General features: G+C 38.5%; 21 protein-coding genes. All 21 read right to left on the minus strand.

All coding sequences use genetic code 11. From position 1 onward, the window contains the following. Positions 1–38: 38 nt before the first annotated feature. A complete protein-coding gene (lepB, locus tag M1D60_RS14315; protein WP_456275518.1) occupies positions 39–590 on the minus strand; it encodes a signal peptidase I in 552 nt (183 codons plus the stop codon). A gap of 167 nt (positions 591–757) precedes the next feature. Next, on the minus strand, positions 758–1,102 hold the full coding sequence (rplS, locus tag M1D60_RS14320; RefSeq protein ID WP_456275519.1) for a 50S ribosomal protein L19: 345 nt from the start codon (positions 1,100–1,102) through the stop codon (positions 758–760). Positions 1,103–1,240: 138 nt separating this feature from the next. Continuing rightward, a complete protein-coding gene (gene trmD, locus M1D60_RS14325; protein WP_456275520.1) occupies positions 1,241–1,978 on the minus strand; it encodes a tRNA (guanosine(37)-N1)-methyltransferase TrmD in 738 nt (245 codons plus the stop codon). Beyond that, positions 1,979–2,497, minus strand: coding sequence for a ribosome maturation factor RimM (gene rimM / locus M1D60_RS14330; RefSeq protein ID WP_456275521.1), 519 nt, complete (start codon positions 2,495–2,497; stop codon positions 1,979–1,981). Positions 2,498–2,508: 11 nt separating this feature from the next. Beyond that, positions 2,509–2,886, minus strand: coding sequence for a YlqD family protein (locus M1D60_RS14335; protein WP_456275522.1), 378 nt, complete (start codon positions 2,884–2,886; stop codon positions 2,509–2,511). A 224-nt stretch (positions 2,887–3,110) separates the two neighbouring features. Next, complete coding sequence (locus M1D60_RS14340; protein WP_456275523.1) at positions 3,111–3,341, minus strand: KH domain-containing protein; 231 nt, start codon at positions 3,339–3,341, stop codon at positions 3,111–3,113. Between the two features lie 14 nt (positions 3,342–3,355). After that, the gene (gene rpsP / locus M1D60_RS14345) at positions 3,356–3,628 is read right to left on the minus strand and encodes a 30S ribosomal protein S16 (RefSeq protein WP_456275524.1); all 273 of its coding nucleotides are present in this window, start codon (positions 3,626–3,628) and stop codon (positions 3,356–3,358) included. Positions 3,629–3,936: 308 nt separating this feature from the next. Further along, positions 3,937–5,280 (minus strand): signal recognition particle protein, encoded by a 1,344-nt coding sequence (ffh, locus tag M1D60_RS14350; RefSeq protein WP_456275525.1) that lies wholly within the window; start codon positions 5,278–5,280, stop codon positions 3,937–3,939. 13 nt (positions 5,281–5,293) lie between these two features. Beyond that, positions 5,294–5,593 (minus strand): putative DNA-binding protein, encoded by a 300-nt coding sequence (locus M1D60_RS14355; RefSeq protein ID WP_456279452.1) that lies wholly within the window; start codon positions 5,591–5,593, stop codon positions 5,294–5,296. 121 nt (positions 5,594–5,714) lie between these two features. Beyond that, positions 5,715–6,716, minus strand: a complete 1,002-nt coding sequence (gene ftsY / locus M1D60_RS14360) for a signal recognition particle-docking protein FtsY (RefSeq protein ID WP_456275526.1) — start codon at positions 6,714–6,716, stop codon at positions 5,715–5,717. Positions 6,717–6,740: 24 nt separating this feature from the next. After that, positions 6,741–10,307 (minus strand): chromosome segregation protein SMC, encoded by a 3,567-nt coding sequence (smc, locus tag M1D60_RS14365; RefSeq protein WP_456275527.1) that lies wholly within the window; start codon positions 10,305–10,307, stop codon positions 6,741–6,743. Positions 10,308–10,628: 321 nt separating this feature from the next. Next, on the minus strand, positions 10,629–11,354 hold the full coding sequence (gene rnc / locus M1D60_RS14370) for a ribonuclease III (RefSeq protein ID WP_456275528.1): 726 nt from the start codon (positions 11,352–11,354) through the stop codon (positions 10,629–10,631). Positions 11,355–11,484: 130 nt separating this feature from the next. Next, positions 11,485–11,718, minus strand: coding sequence for an acyl carrier protein (acpP, locus tag M1D60_RS14375; RefSeq protein ID WP_456275529.1), 234 nt, complete (start codon positions 11,716–11,718; stop codon positions 11,485–11,487). Positions 11,719–11,783: 65 nt separating this feature from the next. Continuing rightward, positions 11,784–12,524, minus strand: a complete 741-nt coding sequence (gene fabG, locus M1D60_RS14380) for a 3-oxoacyl-[acyl-carrier-protein] reductase (RefSeq protein ID WP_456275530.1) — start codon at positions 12,522–12,524, stop codon at positions 11,784–11,786. Beyond that, positions 12,524–13,468, minus strand: a complete 945-nt coding sequence (gene fabD / locus M1D60_RS14385; RefSeq protein WP_456275531.1) for an ACP S-malonyltransferase — start codon at positions 13,466–13,468, stop codon at positions 12,524–12,526. The genes fabG and fabD overlap by 1 nt, the downstream gene beginning before the upstream one ends. A 27-nt stretch (positions 13,469–13,495) precedes the next feature. Beyond that, on the minus strand, positions 13,496–14,482 hold the full coding sequence (plsX, locus tag M1D60_RS14390) for a phosphate acyltransferase PlsX (RefSeq protein WP_456275532.1): 987 nt from the start codon (positions 14,480–14,482) through the stop codon (positions 13,496–13,498). A 27-nt stretch (positions 14,483–14,509) separates the two neighbouring features. After that, positions 14,510–15,085: a transcription factor FapR gene (gene fapR / locus M1D60_RS14395; protein ID WP_456275533.1), complete on the minus strand. Its 576-nt coding sequence runs from the start codon at positions 15,083–15,085 to the stop codon at positions 14,510–14,512. Positions 15,086–15,235: 150 nt separating this feature from the next. After that, positions 15,236–17,284 (minus strand): ATP-dependent DNA helicase RecG, encoded by a 2,049-nt coding sequence (recG, locus tag M1D60_RS14400; protein ID WP_456279453.1) that lies wholly within the window; start codon positions 17,282–17,284, stop codon positions 15,236–15,238. Next, complete coding sequence (gene sdaAA / locus M1D60_RS14405) at positions 17,277–18,164, minus strand: L-serine ammonia-lyase, iron-sulfur-dependent, subunit alpha (RefSeq protein WP_456275534.1); 888 nt, start codon at positions 18,162–18,164, stop codon at positions 17,277–17,279. Before sdaAA ends, recG begins: the two co-directional genes overlap by 8 nt. A 47-nt stretch (positions 18,165–18,211) precedes the next feature. After that, complete coding sequence (sdaAB, locus tag M1D60_RS14410; protein ID WP_456275535.1) at positions 18,212–18,874, minus strand: L-serine ammonia-lyase, iron-sulfur-dependent subunit beta; 663 nt, start codon at positions 18,872–18,874, stop codon at positions 18,212–18,214. Positions 18,875–18,963: 89 nt separating this feature from the next. After that, positions 18,964–20,649, minus strand: a complete 1,686-nt coding sequence (locus M1D60_RS14415) for a DAK2 domain-containing protein (RefSeq protein ID WP_456275536.1) — start codon at positions 20,647–20,649, stop codon at positions 18,964–18,966. Positions 20,650–20,663: the final 14 nt, after the last annotated feature.

The raw sequence follows: 20,663 nt of genomic DNA on the forward strand, positions 1-20,663 counted from the left end.
AAAGGGAATGAGCCACAACTCTTCCCTACACTTTAATGCTATTCAACAAATCGAATCTCAGAAAAAGGCCAATACACAACACTTGTCTTACCAATTACATTTTCCATAGGAACAAATCCGATATCTCTACTATCTTTACTATAGCGTCGATTATCCCCCATCACAAAAAGATGTCCTTCAGGTACAGTCTTTTCACCTAATAATTGCTCCAATTCAAAATCGTAGGTTAAAGGGGCATCTATTATTTCTGTCTTTGAACCTTCTAGGTAGAACTCCTCAATTGGCTCACCATTTATGTGTAAAACATCATTTTTATATTCTACATGATCACCTGGAAGTCCAATCACTCTTTTTATGTAATCCTTTTGCTCTGGTGCATGGAAAACAACGATATCAAACCGTTCTGGTTCTCCAATATTGTAGCTTAATTTATTTACCACCATTCGGTTTTGATCATGGAGGGTTGGTATCATTGACAGTCCGTCTACAACAATTGGAGCAAAAAGAAAGTAGCGAATACCTGCTGCTAAGACAACAGCGATTGCCAGTGCTTTTATCCATTCCCAAACTTCGCTTTTTTGACGGGTCATCGCTCATCCTCCAGCTTTTTTTATCGTTTGAAAAAAGGAGCTTGATGTTCAAGCTCCCACTCATTTCTATCTTATAATTCAAGTATAGTATTTATGTATGATTTGTCTAAAATAGAGCAAACTTCACATCATTGCGGAAAAATCCACAATGATGGAAGTTTTTTTGATTATCGTATTTCTTTAATACGCGCGGCTTTACCACGTAGACTGCGTAAGTAGTATAATTTCGCACGGCGTACTTTACCACGACGAATTACTTCAACTAGCGCAATTTTAGGTGAATGTAATGGGAATGTACGTTCCACACCAACACCGTAAGAAATCTTACGTACTGTGAATGTTTCGCTAATTCCTCCACCACGACGCTTGATCACAACACCTTCAAAAATCTGGATACGCTCACGAGTTCCTTCAACAACCTTTACGTGTACACGTACAGTGTCACCAGAACGGAAAGCAGGTAGGTCAGATTTAAGTTGGTCTTTAGTGATATCTTCGATTAACTTTTGCATCGTATTCAACTCCTTCCGAACAGATGCTCATTACAACGCTTTTGATCATTGCAGCGGAACACCGTTATCACAGACATTTGGCAAAATAGCCTAAGTCACAAGAAACATCATACCATACAGGCATGTATGTTGCAATAGCTAGTCAATTTCTTTTTGGAGTTCTTGTAGCCATTTTTTTTGTTCAGATGATAAATTCTCTTCGTGAATTAAGTCAGGTCTTCTGCTAAGTGTTCTTCTGAGCGACTCCTTTGAACGCCACTCTTCTATTTTTTTATGGTTTCCTGATAACAGAACATCAGGAACTTTATATCCTCTGAATTCAGCTGGTCTTGTATATTGAGGATGCTCTAAAAAACCAGTACTAAATGAATCCTTTTTATGAGAAGTTTCATTTCCGAGTACATCTGGTAGTAAGCGCACAACACTATCCACAACCACCATTGCCGCAAGTTCTCCACCTGTTAAAACATAATCTCCAATTGAAATTTCGTCGGTTACCACATAGTCCCTTATTCTTTCATCATAGCCTTCATAATGCCCACATATGAAAATGAGATGGTCTTCCTGAGCTAGTTCTTCCGCCTTCTTCTGATTTAACCGTTCTCCTTGTGGACACATTAGGATTACACGGGGAGTTGATTTCGCCTGTTCCTTCAATTGTTCAACCGCATCAAAAATAGGCTGAGGTGTAAGGACCATACCTGCTCCTCCACCATAAGGGTAATCATCTACATTTTTATGCTTATTTGAAGAGTAGTCACGAAAATTCGTCACATTAATCTGTACAGCTTCCTTTTCTTGAGCAATCTTCATCATGGAATGCTGCAAGACCCCGGTAAACATCTCCGGAAATAGGGTTAATATGTTAATTTTCATTTATGAAAGCAATCCTTCCATAGGTTGTATGATAATGAGTTTATTTTCTATATCAATCTCATGAACTACATCTTTTATGTATGGAATTAAAACATCCTTTTGTCCATTTCTTTGAACCACCCATACATCATTTGCTCCTGTTGAAATAATTTCTTTTATTTTACCCAACTTCTCACCTTCAACTGTTTCAACTGAGCAGCCGATAATCTCGTGATAATAAAATTCCCCTTCATTCAGCTCACCTTGTTGGTCCTCTGGAATTTTTATCATAGATCCTTTAAAGCGTTCGACATGATTAACATTTGTATAACCTTCAAATGTTAGTAAATCAAAATTCTTGTGAACTCTATGCCCAGACACTTTAACTTCAATAGGATCTTTTTCATTTTGCAGAAAAATAAATAATGAATTTCCTTTTGCATAACGTTCCTCAGGAAAATCGGTGGTGGAAATAACCCTTATCTCCCCCCTTATTCCATGGGTATTTACAATCTTGCCGACATTAAACCATTTACTCAAGTTTGTCACCTCTATTTTATGTCTACTACTTTTCCATCTTTAATTATGATTGTTTTTCCGAGCTCACTCCATTGATCCCCTATATTCAAATCAATGACCGCTTGAACCTCCTGCAGTTTAAGTTCACTCCCTAATGGTAGCATATGTAATTGCTCAATTCTAAAATCTATATTCCTTATTTTGTCCATCCGACTACCTATCTCATGCTCATATGTTTGTAATTGGAGAGGCTGAAGGTTTTTACTTTTCTCCATTTTTTTCTGCTCAAACCGCAGTTGATCACATTCTTTTTGAAGTTGAAACCTTTTGGAAGTCCACTGGTCAGATAATTCCTGCTTACTTTTCTCAGTAAGAATCTGTTTGACAATTACAGTTTGAAGGATTTTCATATCTACTTACCTCCTTTTTTTCAAAGCTTTTAAAAGTTGTTAGACTTTATCTTGATTATATTTAGGAGTTGATTTAATCCTTTCAACGTGTAACAAGAGAAATACCAAATTCAACTATTTAATGTAAGCTCAAAAAAAGGGAGAGGAAAATCCTCACCCTTTACAGTATTTCTAGTTGAATTAAGTTTCGGCGGAAAACGCCTCCACACATGAAACGAAGCTACTTACTGAATATCTAGATGTATACGCTTATTACTTCTAGATGACACAGAAGAATAAATGACTGTTCGAATTGCTTTAGCAACTCGTCCATTTTTACCAATTATTTTTCCGACATCATCCTGATGAACGGTTAGCTTATAAGTTATATGGTGATCGTCTTCGAGTTCTTCGATGACAATCTCCTCTGGATAATCAACTAAAGGCTTTACAATCGTTTCAATTAATTCTTTCATGTGAGCCACGCTCATTACTTGCTAGTTCTTGCAATATGGAACTTTTCCATGATTCCTTGCTTTGAGAAAAGGTTACGAACTGTATCAGATGGCTTTGCACCATTCTGTAACCACTTAAGAGCAAGCTCTTCATTGATGTCAACTACAGCTGGAGCTGCAACTGGATTGTACGTTCCGATTTCTTCAATTAGACGACCGTCACGAGGTGAACGAGAGTCTGCAACAACCACACGATAGAAAGGATTTTTCTTTGAACCCATACGCTTTAAACGAATTTTTACTGCCATTTTATATAGCACCTCCGAAATTATTTTATATAATTATTGAATAGTGGATAATCTACATATCCTCATTTATTACAACAGAATATATCATACCAAGAACAAAAAAGTTTGTAAAGTATTTTTTCTTAACAGTAACAAGAAAAGCTGATGTGCCCCGCTTTGCCCCGACAAGTAAATGTTCTGAATAGAAAAAAATGGCGGTTTTCCATTTTATTCTATTCAGGTTATTTAACCTCGAGGGGCAGGGCACTGAAGCTAGACAACAAGAAAAGCGAAAGCGCCCCGCTTGGCAGGACAGGTGATTTCAAACTTTACATAAATGGTAACTTAAAGCCACCCTTTTTCTTACCTTTTTGCATATTAGACATTTGTTTCATCATTTTTTTCATATCTTCAAATTGCTTTAATAAGCGATTAACTTCTTGGACAGAGGTTCCGCTTCCTTTTGCAATTCTTTTCTTACGACTAGCATTTATGATTTCAGGCTGAACTTTTTCTTTTTTGGTCATTGATTTAATAATCGCTTCAACATGACCAATTTGTTTTTCATCAACCTGTACATTTTTTAAGCCCTTCATTTTGTTGGCACCAGGGAGCATTCCAAGGATTTCGTCTAAAGGACCCATACTTCTCACCTGCGCAAGTTGATCTAAGAAATCATCAAATGTAAACGACATCGTTCGCATTTTTTGCTCAAGCTCTTTCGCTTTTTCCTCATCAACATTGGCCTGTGCCTTCTCAATAAGTGTGAGTACATCTCCCATACCCAATATTCGAGAGGCCATTCTTTCTGGATGGAACGCTTCGATCGCATCCATTTTTTCGCCTAACCCAACAAACTTAATCGGCGTATTCGTAACGGCTTTAACAGAGAGAGCAGCTCCACCACGTGTGTCACCATCAAGCTTTGTTAAAACTACTCCAGTAATATCTAGCTGTTCATTAAAACTTTGTGCAACGTTAACAGCATCTTGACCTGTCATAGCATCAACAACTAGAAAAATCTCATCTGGCTTAGCAAGTTCTTTTACATCTTTTAGCTCATTCATAAGATTCTCGTCGACATGTAGTCGACCAGCTGTATCAATTAAGACATAATCATAATGCTCTTTTTTGGCTTCTTCTATTGCTTGTCTAGCAATTTCAACAGGACTTACTTGATCACCTAAAGAAAACACAGGCATACTTAATTGCTTCCCTAATGTTTCAAGCTGTTTAATTGCTGCAGGGCGATAAATATCTGCAGCGACAAGCATTGGATTTTTGTTATATTTTTTTCGAAGAAGGTTTGCAAGCTTTCCAGTTGTTGTCGTTTTACCTGCCCCTTGAAGACCAACCATCATAATAACAGTCGGCGGTCGAGTAGAAACAGCAATTTTGCTCTGTTCTCCACCCATCAAAGCAGTGAGTTCTTCTTGAACCACCTTTATAACCTGCTGACCAGGTGTTAAGCTTTTCATAACCTCTTGTCCAACTGATCGTTCGGAAACTTTTTTTACAAATTCCTTAACGACCTTAAAGTTAACATCGGCTTCTAGCAATGCAAGTCGAACCTCACGCATCATTTCCTTTACGTCCGCTTCAGTTACCTTTCCCTTACCTTTAATTTTCTGAATGGTACTTTGTAAACGGTCGGCTAATCCTTCAAATGCCATCTCTTGCCTCCCCCTAATCTAATTGATCAAGTTCATCTATTAGCTTTTTTACTTGTTCCACATCATGTATTTCACTTTTAAGTTCTTTAATAATCGCTTGTCTTTTTTGGAACTTTTCAAGCAAGTGAAGCTTTTTTTCATACTCTTCAACCATCGCTTCTGTCCGCTTTATATTGTCATAGACTGCTTGGCGACTAATCTGATATTCTTCAGCAATCTCACCTAAGGAGTAGTCATCTAGGTAGTATAGCACCATATAGCTCCTTTGCTTTGGAGTTAATAATGACTGATAAAAATCAAATAGTAGATTCATCCTTGTTGTTTTTTCCAGCACGAGAATCCCCCCTTGTTAAGGTGAAACAGCTTTACAAACTAACATCATACAGGAAATACGTTTATCCGTCAAGATATTATACTTGACGGATGGTGCCAACCTATTCTCCCTTACTCTCTTCAGCTTCTTCAAGAAGGTCACTAAACAGTCCAAAGACAAATTGTTCAGGATCAAACTCTTGAAGGTCATCCATTTTTTCACCTAACCCCACATATTTAACCGGTGTATTTAATTCATTACGGATTGCTAAGACAATTCCACCTTTTGCAGTACCGTCTAGCTTCGTTAATACAATACCCGTTACATCTGTAGCTTGTGTAAAGGTTTTGGCCTGGCTCATAGCGTTTTGTCCAGTAGTTGCATCTAACACTAAAAGTACCTCATGTGGTGCACCAGGAACCTCTCGTTCAATCACGCGCTTTACCTTTTCAAGTTCCTTCATAAGGTTCACCTTATTTTGTAGTCGTCCTGCGGTATCACACAGAAGTACATCTACCTGGCGAGATTTAGCAGCTTGTAGAGCATCATAAACAACAGCAGCTGGATCAGATCCTTCTGATTGCTTGATTACAGACACTCCCGCTCTCTCTCCCCATACCTCTAATTGATCGATGGCTCCTGCTCTAAATGTATCTCCTGCGGCTAACAAGACTGACTTTCCTTCTTGCTTTAATTTATGGGCTAACTTTCCTATAGAGGTTGTTTTTCCAACACCATTTACCCCAACAACTAATATAACGGTTAAACCTGTTTCCTGAAGGTTTAAAGAGTTTTCTTGTTCAAAATCTCCTTGGTAAATATCTACGAGCTTTTCTGAGATGACAGAATGCATGTCACGCGGATCCTGAATATTACGCTTCTTAACTTCATCCTTAAGCTCATCAATAAGCTCCATTACCGTAGAAACTCCCACATCAGCTGAAATTAAGATTTCTTCAAGTTCTTCAAAAAAATCTTCGTCAACCTTGCGATAACGATAAACTAAATCATTGACCTTACCTGAAAATGATTCACGAGTTTTTGTAAGCCCGTCTTTGAATTTCTCAGTCACCGTATTTGTTTGTTTTGATATGTTTTCTTTCAACTTTTTAAAAAAACTCATCTATTACCCTCTTTTCATTCTTTACTATATACCAACGAGTTCCTTAGAATCTTCTAGCCTTACTGATACAAGCTTTGAAACTCCAGATTCCTGCATCGTCACTCCGTATAATACATCACTTTCTTCCATCGTTCCCTTACGATGGGTAATCACAATAAACTGTGTTTCTTGACTGAACTTTTTTAAATACAAACCAAATCGATGAACATTTGCATCATCTAAGGCAGCCTCTACTTCATCTAATACGCAAAATGGGACTGGCCTTACCTTTAAAATCGAGAATAATAAAGCAATTGCTGTAAGAGCACGCTCTCCACCAGATAATAGCCCTAAGTTTTGAAGCTTTTTCCCTGGTGGTTGGGCGACAATATCGACACCTGTATTTAACAAATCCTCTGGATTCGTAAGCCTAAGATCAGCTCTCCCTCCACCAAATAGAGAGCGGAAAACTCCTTCAAAATGGGAACGAATCGCTGAGAATGTTGTTTCAAACCTCTTTTTCATCTCTTCATCCATTTCACCTATTACTCTAAATAAAGTATCTTTTGCTTCCACTAAATCATTCTTTTGCTCTAGGAGGAAATGGTGGCGCTCAGATACTCGTTCGTACTCCTCAATCGCTCCTAGATTGACAGAACCAAGCTCTTCAATTGCAAGTTTGATAAGTTTGACTCTTCTTCTTGCATCATCACTCTCAACAGTAAGAGGATATTTTTCCTTAGCGGCTTCAAAGGTAAGCATATATTCTTCACGAAGATGAGTTAAACGGTTCTCAAGCTCCACATCAAGTCGGTTACTTTTCACTTCCTCATCCTTCACGACTTCGACCATTTGCTTGTATTGACGTCTTATTTCTTTCAGTTCATTCTCTATATCCTCCATTTTCGTTTGAAGTTGAAGGCGTTCTTCACGTCTAGAGGAAATAAGCTCTAAGGTATCAGTCTTATCTAACATCTTTTGCTTAGCTAACTGATCTAATTTTTCTTCACCTGAATCGGTTGAAGTCATTTCACTGGATAATAGCGCTAGATCCTCTTTCGTAATCTTTACAAGCTGTTCAGTTTCAAGTAGCTCGTTTTGAAGGCGATCTGTTTTTTCCTGTTGGTTCATTAACGCTTGCTTTCTTTCCGCGAGCTCTACTCGTATATTTGTAATGTCGGCTTGAAGCGTTTCCTTCGAAGCTTGTTGCTTCACTTTTTGCTCTGTTAATTGTTTGATTTCTAAATCCAACTGAGCAATCTTAGCTTGAAGTTTGTTAAGCTCGTCTACTAGCACTTGTTTTCTAGCTGACATCTGTTCTTGGTCTGCTATGAACATTTCCTTTTCGTGGTCGTACATGGATAGACGCTCGTTTAAACTCTTTTCTTCAAGCTCCACCTCACGAACACTTGACTTTAATGCCTGTTCTTTAAAACGCAATTCTTCTCCAGCTGCTCGTTGCTCGTTTAAAAGTGTTTCATCATCTAGTATAGTCTTTTTCTGGTTCTTTACATACTCTTCAAGCTTAACCGTTTTCTCTTGAATTTCTGTTAATCTAGTCGTAAGTTGTTCTAACTCTCGCTGTCTACCTAATAATGAATTTGACTTTTGTTTTACCGCCCCACCTGTCATAGCTCCACCTGGACTGACAACATCTCCTTCCAGTGTAACGAGACGATAACGATAATTAATGAGTTTCGCGATATCATTGGCACCCTTTAGGTCCTTTGTTATAATCACATTCCCTATTAAGCTACCAATCACATTTTCATATTTTGCTTGATACGTGATGAGGTCAGCTGCAATTCCAATAAAAGAATCATGTGATTTCAACCTTCTTAGTTGATCTTCTGGGACCTTTTTTCCAGTTATAATTGATAAAGGTAAGAACGTAGCACGACCAAAATGATTTTGCTTTAAAAACTGGATAGCTTTTCTAGCATTTGTTTCATGATCGACAACGATATGCTGCATGGATGCACCTAAAGCAATCTCCAATGCAGTCTCATATTCCTTTGGAACAGAAATGAGTTCAGCAACAGCTCCATCAATTCCATCTAATTTATGATCACGTGCTTTTAATACTTCTCTTACCCCTTGAAAAAAACCAGAGTAGTCTTCTTGCATTTCTTCTAGTGTTTCTTTTCTTGACTTTGTTTGCTGAAGGATTTGATAGCTTTGGTACAGCATCGTTTCTTTCTTCTGATAATCTTCCTTCGTTTTCTCGAGTTTGACTTGCAGCCTTCTATACTCATCAATTTGTTGATTAAGGGTTACCTGTAATTCCTCCAACTTTTTGAGTAACTCGTTCTTCTTTTCGGTTAGTTCATTTCGTAGTTGAACGAATTTCCCATTCGATTGTTCAAGACGCTCATTTTTAACCTGCTGTTGCTTATATTGCTCAGAAATATGAGATAATTCATTTCGTTTAGAAGCTTGTTCATTCAAGTGTTCGATATAATCACTTTTTATATTTTCAAGTATCTCCTCCATGTTCTCATTGAATGAACCAAATTGTTGTTCATTGGAGGTAAGCTCCTTCGTTAAAGCTTTAACATTCTCTTTTAACTCATTGAGTGTACTTAATTCAGTGACTAGTTGCTCTTGGTACCTAACCGCTTTATGTTCATTCTCGATGACAGTTTTTTCTAGCTGTCCTTGATTTTGTGAAGCATTTTTCTTTCTTTCCTTTAACACTTCTTTTTGTCCTTCAAGCTTTTCAAGTTCTCCGGTTGTTAGTAAAAGAACTTCTTGAAGCTCAGAAATTGACTCATCAAAATCACGAATATCATTTCGAATGGTTTCAACTTGAGCTTCCTCACGTTGAATAACTGATGCCAGCTTAAGCTCCTGGTCCTTGTGTTGTTCTAATTGTTCTAAAAGAGTCTTCCATTTTGAATGGAGGTCCTCAATTTCATAAACAGTTAATGCTACCTCGAACTTTTCGAGTTCATCTTTCTTTTCTAAATAATCCTTGGCGACCGATGACTGTATTTTTAAAGGCTCTAGCTGGGTTTCTAATTCATGTAGAATATCCTCTACGCGATTAAGATTATCTTGTGCATCAGCAAGTTTACTTTCTGCTTTCTTTTTACGAGTCTTATATTTTAAAACCCCGGCTGCCTCTTCAAAAATAGTTCTTCTTTCTTCTGACTTACTACTTAAAATTTCTTCTACCTTGCCTTGGGAGATAATCGAAAAGGCTTCTCTTCCAAGACCTGAGTCCATAAATAGATCAACAATATCCTTTAGTCTACAGGTTTGTTTATTAATTAAAAACTCAGAATCACCTGATCGAAAAACTCTTCTTGTTACACTTACCTCATGATAATCGATAGGTAGAAATTGATCCTCATTATCTAGTGTTAAAGTAACCTCTGCCACGTTTAATGATTTTCTAGAGTCGCTTCCTGCAAAGATAATATCTTCCATCTTTGCACCACGAAGTGATTTGGCAGATTGCTCCCCTAGCACCCACCTGATCGCATCGGTTATGTTACTTTTCCCACTACCATTTGGTCCTACCACAGCGGTAACTCCAGGTACAAAATCCACGGAAACTCGCTCTGCAAAGGATTTAAAGCCTACTATATCTAAACGTTTGAGGAACATCGATTCCCCTCCTACAAAATAATCTTATTAATTAAAAATGCCATGTTCCTGTATACGATTAACGATCTGTTATTTTAAGATAGCTATATTAAAAACAATTTTCTTTATAAGGTCCTATCAAAAAACTATATACTGCTTGATTTTATCATAAAATGAAGAAGGAATCCCCTATTTTCAAAGGGATTCCTTTTTTTGCATCATATTGTTGCCACCGATAAATCATGAATTGACATTCATACCAAAACACTCTTTTTAATGGGCGTCTACGAGAGACTCTATCTTAGTAAATGAGAGTTAAAATGAAAAGATGTTCAAAACAGACTATCTGTTTTTCAGACCTTCTAAAGCCATTTGTGCAGCTTGTTGTTCTGCCTCTTTTTTCGATTTTCCAACACCCGTCCCAAGGGTCTCACCATTTAGATAAACACGGGATTCGAATATTCGATTATGAGCCGGCCCTTTTTCATGAAGAACCTTATACTCAATCACACCACTACCATCTCGTTGAATTAACTCTTGTAGCTGGCTTTTGAAATCCATCACATGAGAAAAAGCACCCTTTTTAATTTTAGGGAAAATGACCAACTCTAAAAAGTTCCATACCTGCTCGATTCCTTGATCTAAATATAAGGCTCCAATAAAGGCTTCAAATACATCCGCTAGTAAAGCTGGACGTGCACGCCCTCCAGTTAGTTCTTCTCCTTTACCTAATAGGATTAATTCGCCAAAGTTTAGATCATTTGCAAATCTAACAAGAGAGGGCTCACAAACAATCGATGCACGGAGCTTTGTTAATTCTCCCTCACTCATTGTTGGGTATGTTTCAAATAGATATTTAGAAATGGTTAATTCTAATACAGCATCCCCTAAAAATTCAAGCCGTTCATTATCTTCAAACGGTCTTCTACGATGCTCATTCACATAAGATGAATGAGTAAAAGCTTGATACAAGAGCTTTTCATTCTGAAAATTTAATCCGACTTTCTCTTGAAATGCTCGAAATGCTATCTTTTGTGTGTTAAATGACTTTCTATTCGTTGATTTCATAAAACTTTCCTCCAGGCTATTTGCCGATCTGCATTTCAAACTATACCTCTTGTTAAAAAAAGGCAAGAAAGTCCCGTATCGAATACGGGACTTAACATGTCAAATCTTTGATTGAGAATAAAAGAGTCTATTATAGACTTGCTTGTATGTAATTAACAGCATCTCCTACTGTTACAATCTTTTCAGCATCCTCATCAGAGATTTCCATATCAAACTCGTCCTCTAATTCCATTACAAGTTCAACTACGTCTAGGGAATCTGCTCCTAAATCATCCTTGAATTTAGCTTCTGGCTTAACTTCAGCCTCGTCTACTCCAAGACGATCTACAACAATCTTTGTTACACGTTCTAAAACGTCTGCCATTGATATTCACCTCCCCTCAAGATATTATAGTCAATCCTAGTAAAAATTACTAGTCTCTATCGAGATTACATGACCATTCCGCCATCTACATGCAAGGTTTGACCTGTCATATACTTACTATCTTCTGATGCTAGAAAAGAAACGACCTTCGCAATATCCTGTGGCTCACCAAAACGTGCTAGGGGGATTTGCTTTAGCATTTCCGCTTTTACGTCCTCAGCTAATTCGTCCGTCATGTCTGTCGTGATAAATCCTGGTGCAATTGCATTCACATTAATGTTACGGCTTGAAAGTTCCTTTGCCACAGTTTTAGTTAAACCAATGACACCCGCTTTAGCAGCAACATAATTTGCTTGGCCCGGATTTCCGCTAACCCCTACAATGGAAGCTATGTTAATAATTTTACCACTTCTTTGCTTCATCATCTGGCGAGTTACCCCTTTTGTACATTGATAAACACCTTTTAAATTGGTGTTGATCACCGCATCCCATTCCTCTTCCTTCATTCTCATTAATAAGTTATCTCTAGTGATACCTGCATTATTAACGAGAATATCAAGGCTACCAAATGTTTCAATCACTTTTTTAATCATGTCAGTTACAGCTTCACTACTTGAAACATCCGCTTGAATAGCAATTGCTTCCCTACCAAGTGCTTTTATTTCATCCACAACCTCATTAGCCTTTGCCTCACTACCCGCATAATTTACAGCAACCGATGCTCCTTTAGCAGCTAATTCTAATGCAATTGCCTTTCCTATGCCTCTTGAAGCACCAGTAACTAATGCAACTTTTCCATCAAACATTATTTTTCCCCCTTTAGCTTCTCAATTGTAGCTATTAAAGTTTCTTCGTCATATGCTGCAAAGGTTTTTAGGGAACGATCTACCTTTTTAACGAGTCCAGATAACACCTTACCTGGGCCGATTTCTATAAAAGTATCTACACCAAGCTCAACCATCTTCTCGACAGATTGCTGCCATCTCACCGGTGAATACAGTTGTTCTACTAGCTTTTCTTTAATAGTTTCCGCACCTGTCATCGGTAAGGCCGTAACATTGGCAATCACCGGAACTTTGGCTTCACTAATCGTGATTGCATTTAGGGTTTCCTTAAGTTTCTCTGCAGCTGGCATCATAAGGGAAGAATGGAAAGGCCCGCTTACCTCTAATGGTATCACTCTTTTTGCTCCCTTTTCTCTAGCAAGGGCTGAGGCTAATTCTACCCCTTTGGCTGAGCCAGATATAACGATTTGTCCTGGGCAATTAAGGTTAGCTAACTGAACAGGATTTCCCTCATTTGTAATAGAGCGGGTCACTTCTTCAAGCTGGCCGGCTTCCATCCCAAGCACTGCAGCCATAGCACCAAGTCCTGCCGGAACGGCTTCCTCCATGAATTCTCCACGTTTTCTTACAGCAAATACGCCGTCCTCAAATGACATACTTTCTGCTGCAACTAGTGCCGTATACTCACCAAGGCTATGACCTGCCACATAATCAGGAATAATACCGGATTGCTTGAACTTCTCATAAATGGCTATACTTGTCGTTAAAAGCGCAGGCTGAGTATTAACAGTTAGTGTAAGCTGCTCTTGAGGTCCTTCAAAAATAATAGATGATAAGGAAGTACCTAATTTTTCATCAGCTTTATCAAAAATTGCCTGAACCTCAGGATAAAGACCTGCCAATTGACTCCCCATGCCAACAGCTTGAGAACCTTGTCCAGGAAAAATAAAAGCAATTTTACTCATTTTAATTCTCCTCCCCCACGTTCAATACTATTCTTTCTTTTCAAATGCCGAAACAAAGATTTCAGTCACTTTATTATCTAGTATTTCTCTAGTCTGTCTAATTGCATGGAACATTGCATTCGCATTGGATGAACCATGGGCTTTAATTACTGGAGCCTTTAGACCAAATAAACCAGCTCCACCATAATCCGAATAATCCATTGTTTGCTTTAACACTTTTAGCTTAGGCTTAAGAACTGCGGCAGCAAGTTTAGCTGTCACGCTACTAGTTAGTGCTCCTTTAAGCATAGTAAACACAGATAATGCCGTTCCTTCGATTGTCTTTAACGCAACATTCCCCGTAAATCCATCTGTCACAACAACGTCAGCAACACCATCCATTAAATCACGTGCTTCCACATTCCCTATAAAATTAAGATCGGAATTAGCAATTAACTGGTAAGCCTCTCTAGTTAATTCATTTCCTTTCTTTTCCTCCGTTCCAACATTCAATAAACCTATTCTTGGGTTTTGTTTCCCTCTAACCTTTTCAGCATAGATAGAACCCATAATTGCATATTGCAGTAAATGCTCAGGCTTTGCATCAGCATTGGCACCCACATCTAAAAATAGAAAGCCATCACCATTGATCGTCGGAAGGGTAGGTGATAATGCTGGTCGATCAATCCCCTCAATTCGTCCAACTACAAATAATCCTGCTGTCATTAAGGCCCCTGTGTTTCCTGCAGAAATACACGCATCTGCTCTACCTTCACTTACTTCCTTTGCCATCAAGACCATTGAGGAATTCTTTTTCCTTCTGACGGCTCGAACCGGCTCATCTGTTGCTTCTATTACTTCATCTGTATGTATTACAGTAATTCTTTCTTTAGAAGTTAAAAGTGGATCAATTTTTGTTTGGTCCCCCACTAACGTAATGGATATATCAGAAAATGCTTGAATTGCTTGTAGAGCACCTTTTACTACCTCATCTGGAGCATGGTCGCCCCCCATAGCATCTATTGCTATTTTCACTTCTTCCCCTCCTATTCAAGGATAAGCCTACTCATGTTCTGCGATACTTGATCTGAACATATGAAACTCACCAGAAAAAACAAGCTCATTTCCTACGAAGCTATTTACTTCAACCTGCGTTCGCTCTTTTTCCTTATCAACTGACGAAACCTTCGCCTTTGCCACCACACGCTCACCGGCTTTTACCTGTCTGGTGAAGCGTATATTCGCTTTCGCAGTTAAGGCTAATTCATCATTGATAACTGCTACTGCTAATGAATTGGCTTGGGCAAAAAGATGATGACCTCTTGCAATTCTATTTCTTTTGAACACATGCTCTTCCTTCACATCAAAGATTGAAATAGCTGATTGATCTAGTTCAAAATCAATAATTTCTCCAATAACTTCTTCAATAGGTAATGAGCGCACTTCCTTAACAAGCTGTTTCTCAGCCACATTCTTTATTCGTTCACGGAGCTCTGGAATCGAGAGCTCTAGGCGGTCCAATCGTATTGTTTGAATACTTACCGAAAATTTCTCAGCTAATTCTTCATCTGTCGTAAAAGGATTTTCTCCTATTGTTTCTAGAAGAAGTTGCTGTCTCTCTTGTTTATTTTTTCTCATAAAGACACCTTTCAAACTATTAAGACTAGGTACTAACAGTAGTATATAATTTAGGGGAGCAGAATGCAACCATTTCTCTGCACCTACTCCCCTTATCAATTATTTCGTATAGGTTCAAAAAACACAAATTACTTGAAGTTGCATTTGGTATTAATCGAGTTTTTCACCAGCCAATGCTCCGGATGCTTCTACTAATTCCCTCAGATATTTATAATCTTCACTTTCCCAAAAAGCGGGAGATTGAATCAGCTGAATAGCGTCCTGTCTTGCTACTTCTAGTGCCCGATAATCATGGACCATATCAGCAACTTTAAATTCAGGAACTCCACTTTGCTTGCGTCCAAAAAAGTCCCCCGGTCCCCTTAATTCTAAATCCTTTTCAGAAAGAACAAACCCATCATTAGTTTCCGTCATGATCCTCATTCTTTCTTTCCCGTTTTCTGACTTCGGATCTGCTAAGAGAATACAATAAGACTGCTCAGCTCCTCGACCAACCCTTCCTCTTAGTTGGTGTAGCTGCGAAAGTCCAAACCGTTCAGCATCGTAGATTACCATAATTGATGCATTTGGGACATTAACGCCTACTTCTACAACTGTTGTCGAAACAAGTATTTGTACTTCATTTGCACTAAATGCTCTCATTACCTGTTCTTTTTCATCAGTTGGTAATCTACCGTGCATGAGTCCTACTCCATAATTCTTAGAGAAGGTATGAGTTAGCATACTATGAACGTCAATCGCATTTTGAACATCTAAATGCTCTGATTCTTCAATTAATGGACAAATCACATAGGCTTGTCTACCTTTAGCTAACTCCTTCTCTATAAACCCGATTACCCGGTCGAGCATATCATGTTTAACCCAGTAGGTTTCAATTTTCTTTCTACCAGCAGGTAGCTCATTGATAATAGAAACATCCATTTCTCCAAATGCAGTAATCGCCAAAGTCCTTGGTATGGGAGTCGCTGTCATAAATAGTACATCTGGAGATTCACCCTTTTCTCGTAATACTCTCCGCTGCTCTACACCAAAGCGGTGCTGTTCATCTGTGATCACTAGACCAAGTTTATGAAAATTAACTTCCTCTTGAATCAGGGCATGTGTTCCAATCAGCAAATCGATTTTCCCTAAAGATAACTCCTCTAAAATAAGTTTGCGTTGTTTACCCTTAATAGATGAAGTAAGAAGTTCTAACCTAATTCCAAAAGGTTCTAATAAGCTCCTTAATCCCTCTGTATGCTGCTCAGCTAAAATCTCAGTGGGCACCATAAGAGCTCCCTGATAGCCAGATAAATAGGACGCATATAAAGAAATAGCTGCTACCACCGTTTTACCCGAACCCACATCCCCTTGTAATAAACGATTCATTCGATAGGGTGACTTCAAATCTCTCGTAATCTCTTCTACCACATTTGTTTGTGCATTGGTTAACGTAAAAGGCAGAGCTTGAATAAAGGCCTCTAGCTGTTCTTCTTTATATTGATGTGGATGTCCAGCAGAATTTTCTCGTTCATATTTACGAAGGGCTTGCATCTTTAGCTGGAATAATAAAAATTCCTCATAAACCATTCTTCTTCTAGCTTGTTTTACATCGTCAAAGTTTTGTGGAAAATGTAGTAATTGAAGAGTTTCTCGTTTAGATAAAAGCTTATAGCGATTCTTAATGGATGCGGGGAGATTATCAATAATGTCTTTTTTGTATTGTGCAAAAGCATTGGCAATATATCTTTGTAACGCTTTTGTCGTTACATCTCCCTTAGTATGATAGAGGGGCTTTAATTCCTGATTTCTCTCTACCCCTCCCATTTTCACTTCATTAACAGTCACCGTTTGCCTATGCTGATCCCATTTACCAGTTATGGTAACCTCTGAACCTAGGGTTAACTTACTTTTTATATAAGGCTGATTAAAGAAAACTGCAGAAATTAAGTAACGATCTACTAAGATTCTGGTCGTTAATCTTGAGCGCTTTTTACCAAAATACATTAAGGAGGGCTCTGAATGAACCTTCCCTTGGATTGTCACCCGTTCCTCGTGTTTAACCTCTGATAAGTCCTTTAATCTGTAATCCTCATATCGATACGGTAAATGTTCAAGTAAATCAAGAACAGATTGTAATCCCATATCGAGTAAAGCTGCACTAGTTTCTTCCCCAACTCCCTTTACATTTATGACAGATTGTTGAAGGATATTAGTCACGTTTTGTAAGCGGAATACCAAAGATTTTGGCTTCTAGCGCTCGGCCAGTTGGTGTTGCCGCTAACCCTCCTTGAGCGGTTTCTCTTAAAGCGACAGGCATGGTTTGACCAATTTTATACATAGCATCAATTACTTCATCACAAGGTATTCGACTTGTAATACCAGCTAAAGCCATATCAGCAGCAATCATTGCATTAGCAGCACCCATTGCATTACGTTTAACACACGGAACCTCAACTAAGCCAGCTACAGGATCACAAACAAGGCCAAGCATATTTTTCAAAGTAATAGCCATCGCTTCAGCAGCTTGACTAGGAGAACCACCTGCTAACTCTACAATGGCTGCTGCAGCCATACCTGAAGCAGACCCTACTTCTGCTTGACAGCCTCCAGCTGCACCTGAAATAGATGCGTTATTCGCTACGACAAATCCAAAAGCACCTGCAGTAAATAAAAACTCAATCATTTGTTCACGGGTTGGCTTCAATTTCTCTCTAACCGCAAACAAAGTTCCTGGTACAACCCCAGCTGATCCGGCAGTCGGAGTGGCACAAATTGTCCCCATCGCTGCATTTACTTCATTGGTAGCAACCGCTTTACTGACTGCATCTAATATAGTGGCTCCGGATAAAAAGTTCCCTTTTTCAATATAAGCTTGTAATAGAACAGCATCTCCACCAGTTAGTCCAGAATGAGATTTAACTCCTGCAAGTCCACGCTCAACTGCCTGTTCCATTACGGTCAGGTTTTGGTCCATCAGATCAATAATCTTTTCTCTTGAGCGATTTGTTACTGACATTTCCTGTTCAATCATGATTTCAGAGATTTTAACGTTCCTTGACTCAGCAAGTTCTACTAATTCAGCAACATTTCTAAACAAAGTAATCACTCCTTCTAATTTCAATCGGTCCGTTATTTTATAAATTACTAATCTACAATTTTCGTTACGTTTGTAATGTTTGGTAGATTCATAAGCTCAGAGATTATCTCATCATCAATTTGTTGGTCTACTTCTATCGTCATTAAAGCTAGTCGACCTTTTTCTTTTCTAGATACATCCATATGTCCAATATTTATTTCATGCTTAGCTAATACATTAGACACTGCAGCTATCGCGCCATATCTATCATTATGAACGACTAAAATAGCTGGATTTGATCCTGATAGCTTTAAGGCAAATCCATTTAATTCAATAATTTCTATTTTCCCTCCACCGATGGAGATTCCCACAACCTCAAATTCTCCATCTTCATCCCCAATATGGACTCTAGCCGTGTTAGGATGATCGGTTACCGCTTCTTCCACACGAAAATCAATCGAAATACCTGCCTTTTCGGCAATCTCGATTGAAGATATTATTCTTTCATCAAATGTATCAAAGTCTAATATACCACCTATGATCGCAACGTCTGTACCATGCCCTTTATAGGTTTTTGCAAAAGATCCATAAAGAGAGATATTTACCCACTTAGGCTCTCTACCAAACAATGTTCTTGCAACTCTTCCGATTCGAGCGGCTCCTGCAGTATGCGAGCTGGATGGACCAATCATAATAGGTCCAATTATATCAAATACACTTTTATATTTCATAACTCCACTCCCTTTTACGATCTTGGTTTCTAAAAAATCTTTTCCACAAACTAATAGAAGGGAGTTCTCCCTTCTATTAGTTTACAGCATTATTCAATTGAGAAGATATAGGAATATAAAGGTTGATTCCCTTTATGTACTTCTACTTCCAAATCTTCGTATTCGCTTTCAAGATATTTAGTCAATTCTTCAACTTCAGAGTCCAATGTGTCTTCGCCCTGTAAAATCGTTATGATTCCATCCTCATCACTAATCATTTGCTTCAATAATTCCTTTGCGACTTGAAGCTGTTCTCTTTCAGTAACAACAATTTTACCATTGGCAATTCCCATGAAATCATCTTTTTCAATCGTTAATCCGTCAATCGTGGTATCTCTAACTGCATAGGTTACTTGGCCCGTTTTCACATTCCCCATAGCTTCCTTCATGAGCTCACTATTTTCTTCTAGGCTCAAAGTTGGATTAAATGCAAGTAATGCAGACATTCCCTGTGGCACGGTTTTAGATGGAACAACTGCCACATTAGAACCCATCACAGAAGCAGCCTGCTCCGCCGCCATTACGATATTACTATTGTTCGGTAAGATAAACACTTGCTTTGCATTTACTTCTTCGATTGCTTTTACAATATCCTCAGTACTTGGATTCATGGTTTGTCCGCCTTCAATGACAGCCCCGGCTCCTAAGCTCTTAAATAGTTCCGCAATACCAGATCCCATTGCAACTGTTACAATCCCAAACTCCGCTTGTTCCTTCGGTTGGATAACCGGTGTTGGCATTGAATGAGAAGAAGAATCCTCACCTAAGAAATCTGTATGTTGTTGTCTCATATTTTCAATCTTAAGATTAATGAGGCTTCCATACTTTTGTCCATAAGTTAAAACTTCACCTGGATACTCAGCATGAATATGTACTTTAACAAGATCTTCATCGGCAATAACTAATAAAGAATCACCGTGAACGCTCAGGTCTAAGCGGAACTGTTCTTCAGAGAAAGGATGATCTTTCGTTTTGTCTTTCTCGAATTTGACCATAAATTCCGTGCAATAACCGAATTCAATATCTTCTGTATTAATGTGACTTGCTACACTTTTGTGGTGCTCCGCATTAACCATGTCAGACATGGATGGTCCTGAAGTGGAAGCACTTGGAAGCTTCTCTCCCTTAAGCTCAGCAAGGAACCCCTCATATACGATGACTAATCCTTGTCCACCACTATCAACCACACCAACCTCTTTTAACACAGGAAGTAGGTCAGGAGTCCGATTAAGCGATGCTTTTGCTTCTTTTAAAACTTCCTCCATTAGAGCGATAATATCCTTTTCTTTCTTAGCAACAGCTTTTGCGCGCTTCGCCGCATCCTTTGCAACTGTTAAAATGGTTCCTTCCACAGGCTTCATAACCGCCTTATAGGCCGTCTCTACTCCTGCTTCAAGTGCCTGTGCAAACTCTTCACTATTGATTTTATCCTTTTGTTCAATCGACTTTGCAAATCCTCTAAACAATTGGGAAAGAATAACTCCAGAGTTTCCTCTTGCACCCATCAGCAATCCTTTGGCTAAACTTGAACCCACTTTACCAATATGGGGATTAACATTATTCTTAACTTCCTTAGCACCTGAACTAATTGAAAGATTCATATTAGTTCCTGTATCTCCATCTGGTACCGGGAAAACGTTTAAGGCATCCACCATTTTCACATTGTTGCCTAAGTTTTCTGCTCCCTGGATCACCATTTGAGCAAATCGCTTTCCATCCAAAGTTGTAATTGTCACTAAACTTTCCTCCT

The organism is Bacillus sp. AK128 (assembly GCF_053903075.1).